Genomic DNA, 3,558 nt, shown 5'->3' on the forward strand with positions numbered 1-3,558 from the left:
GGGCAGAGGGTGTGTACGAGGCCGAGGTCGTCATCGTGCCCGGCGTACCGCTGGTGCGCGACGAGGGCATCCGCGATGACACGTCGGTCGACAAGCTCGCCGGGCTGCGCGCGCTGTTCGCGGCGGACGGCACGGTCACCGCAGGAAACTCGTCGCCGATCAACGACGGCGCCTCGGCGGTTCTGCTCGGCGCCGAAGGCGCGCTGGATGCCGAGCCGCTTGCGCGCATCGCGGGGCGCGCCGCGCACGGCGTCGACCCCGACGACTTCCCGATTGCGCCCATCGAGGCGGCGAACACGGCGCTCGCTCGAGCGGGCCGCACCTGGGCGGATGTCGACATCGTCGAACTGAACGAGGCGTTCGCCTCGCAGTCGCTGGCGTGTCTGGCCGGATGGCCCGAGTTCGATCCTGCACGGCTCAACGTCCACGGTGGTGCGCTTGCGATCGGTCACCCGCTCGGCGCGTCGGGCGGTCGCATCATCGGTCACGCGGCCCATCAGCTCGCGCGCCGCGGCGGCGGCGTCGCGGTCGCCGCGATCTGTATCGGCGTGGGTCAGGGGCTGGCCGTCGTCCTCGAACGCTGAGGCGGACCCGCTCGCGCCCGCCTTCTGCTCAGCGTCCGTCACCGGTGGTCGACGTGCGTTCTGTGCGCGTGGGTCGCGGGCGCTGAGGTTCGGTTCGCTCGGCGTGGGTGCACGGCATCCGGACAGATCGACCGGAGGCCGCGTAGGCTGTCGTTGTCTGAAGCTGAGAGAGGACACGACGTGGCGGAACGTCGCGAACAAGACGGCGATCGCACAGACCGTCTGGACGGGCGCGAGAGCTCTCCGACCGTGCGGGACATCCTCGCCTTGGACGCGCTCGTGGCAGGACATCCGCAGCTGTTAGCCGGGGTGGACGCCCTCGATGCGCCGGTGCGATGGGTGCACGCATCGGACAGTCCCGGGGTGGCCCGACTGCTCGACGGCGGCGAGCTGCTGCTGTCGACGGGTGCGGGGTGGCCCGATCCGCCCGACGAGTTGCGGGCGTTCATCGCAGGCCTCGTGGATGCCGGGCTGGCCTGCGTCGTCCTGGAACTGGGCGCGCACTACCGGTACGTCCCGGATGCGGTGGTCGAAGCGGCACGGGCCGGTGGGCTGCCGTTGGTCGCGCTGCACCGTGAGGTGAAGTTCGTCGCGGTCACCGAGGCCGTCCATCGCCGGATCATCGCCGAACAGACGGCGGCGCTGCGCGCCCGCGACGAGGTCCATGCTCGGTTCACGGCGCTCGCGCTGCGTGGCTCTCCCGCCGATTTCGTCGTGCGCCAGCTGGCGCAGACGCTCGCGGCGCCGGTGGTTCTGGAGAACCTGGCACACGAAGTGGTCACTGCCGAGGTGCCACCGGCTGCCGAAGAACGGCTGCTGGGCGGATGGGAGGCCCGGTCTCGGTTGGCGCATCGCGGCGCGGGGACGGAAGACTGGCTCATCGTTCCGGTGGAGGCACGCGGTGTGCGTTGGGGGTACCTCGTGGCGCTCCCCGGCCCACCCCATCCGGCGGGTCGGGCCAGCGTCGTCGGGCAGGGTGCGATCGCGCTGGCGCTGGGGCGGTTGAGCGACGGTGAGGTCGATGACTGGGCGGCGATCGGTCGACGCCGCATGCTCGACGGTCTGTTGGCCGGCCGCTATGCGTCCCGCAGCGGAATGGTGGCGCGCGTGGAGGCGGCGGGCATGCCGGTCGACGACGCGCACTTGATCGGTCTTGTGGTGGCCGGGTTGCAGGTGCGACCCGAAGCGGTCGATGCCGCTGCGGCACAGTTCGGCGGGCGGGCGTTGTCCACGACATCCGGTGGTGCGACGACGGTCCTGCTGTCGTTTCCGACGCGCGCCGTCTTCGACGACGACACTGCGCGGCGGTTCGCCGCGGTGCTCGCCACGGGTGCGCCACCGGCGGCGGCGCCGGGCGCGCGGGCTGTCGCGGGTCTGGACCGGGTGGTGATGTCGATCGGCTCCGCCGGCGAGGGACTGGAAGCGGGGTTGAACTCCGTGCAGGAGGCGGCCGATCTCTCCCGCGCCGCGGTGCGACGATCCGGCCCAGGACCTCACCTGCGGCGGGTCAACGATCGACCGCTCGCGCGGCTGGTGTCGGCGCTGCGGGGAGACCATCGCGTGCTCCAGCACGGCGAACGCATGCTGGCGCCGCTGATCGAGTACGACCTGGCCCGTCACGGCGACCTGCTCGACGTGCTCGGTGCGATGCTCGCCCACCCCGGCAATCGCACCGCGGCGGCGAGCGCCTCGCACCTGTCGCGGTCGGTGTTCTATCAGCGCCTCGCGCTCATCCACGACCTGCTCGACGTGGACCTCGACGACGGTGAGGTCCAGGCCGCCCTCCACCTGGCACTGCTCGTGCGCCGCTCCGCGGCACGCTGAGCCCGTCGCCCGCCGGGGATCCGCAGCATCCGTCTCCCGCGAAACGACAGCCCCGTGATCGAAACCGCACGTTCTTCGCGCCGTCTCGATACCGTCGCTGCGGTCTCGCGGGTCGGGCGCGGGACGGGGGCGGGACGGGGGCGGGACGGGGAGACAGGTGGGTCAGGATGGGGAGGTCGCGGAGGTGAGCTTGTCGGGGTTGCGGGTCGCCCAGATGTGCTGGATACGCCCGTCGCGCACGTCGATCTGGTAGAGCGACGGGCCGCTCGCGGCGGACTCGATCAGCAGCGCCGTGCGGTGGTTGACGCTGATCGGGGTGATCGAGTCGGCGCCCCACTTGTCCAAGGCGCCCACCAGGAACCGCAGCACCGCGTCGGCGCCGGTCACCGGTCTACGGGCGGCGCTCGCCTTGCCGCCGCCGTCGGTGACGAGTTCGACCGACGGTGACAGCAACGACAGTGCGGTGGCGATGTCACCGGTCTGGATGGCGGTCACGAATGCCGTGGAGGTGCGGACGTGCCCGGCGACCGTGTCCTCGGGTGCCGGGGGTGCGTCGTCCAGCCGCGCACGCGCTCGCGACAGCAGTTTTCGCACCGCGACGGGGGTGCGCCCCAGGATCTCGGCCGTCTCGGCGGTGTCGAGGGCGAACACCTCGCGCAGGATGAACGCAGCGCGCTCCAGCGGCGACAGCTGCTCCATGAGCACCAGCATGGCGAACGACAGCGAGTCGGCGATCTCGGCGGCTTCGTCGGGGAGGCGTTCGGTGGCGACCGGTTCGGGCAGCCACGACCCGATGTAGTCCTCCCGCTGCCGGGCGAGCGTGCGCACTCGGTTGAGGGCGCGGTGGGTGACGGCGCGGGCGAGATAGGCGCCGGGGTCGGCCACGGCACCGCGATCGACGGTGTCCCAGGCGATCCAGGTCTCCTGCACGACATCCTCCGCGTCGACGAAGCTGCCCAGCAGCCGGTACGCGATCCCCAGCATCCTGCCCCGGTGCGCCTCGAACTCGTTCACCGCACCTCACACGTAGCCCGGAAACCCTGGCTGGTCAACCCCAGCGCGCTGTTGAAGCGCGAGCGCTGATTCTCGACAGCGACCATCATCGCCAATTCGACCAGGGCGCGTTCGCCGAGGTCGTCGCGGAGCCGGG

Annotated in this window: 3 protein-coding genes; 2 read left to right on the forward strand and 1 reads right to left on the reverse strand. The window is 71.6% G+C overall.

The genetic code is table 11. From position 1 onward, the window contains the following. On the forward strand, positions 1-584 hold a 584-nt coding region (locus ACK5KK_RS14130; protein ID WP_416890724.1), incomplete at its 5' end, for a thiolase family protein. 180 nt (positions 585-764) lie between these two features. Continuing rightward, positions 765-2,408 carry a PucR family transcriptional regulator gene (locus ACK5KK_RS14135; RefSeq protein WP_416890725.1) on the forward strand — a complete coding sequence of 548 codons (1,644 nt, stop codon included), beginning with the start codon at positions 765-767 and terminating at the stop codon, positions 2,406-2,408. Between the two features lie 162 nt (positions 2,409-2,570). Here the strand turns inward: ACK5KK_RS14135 and sigJ are convergent, their stop codons facing one another. Continuing rightward, a complete protein-coding gene (sigJ, locus tag ACK5KK_RS14140) occupies positions 2,571-3,422 on the reverse strand; it encodes an RNA polymerase sigma factor SigJ (RefSeq protein ID WP_416890726.1) in 852 nt (283 codons plus the stop codon). Positions 3,423-3,558: the final 136 nt, after the last annotated feature.

This window comes from Microbacterium sp., assembly GCF_047972865.1.
GTDB lineage: Bacteria > Actinomycetota > Actinomycetes > Actinomycetales > Microbacteriaceae > Microbacterium.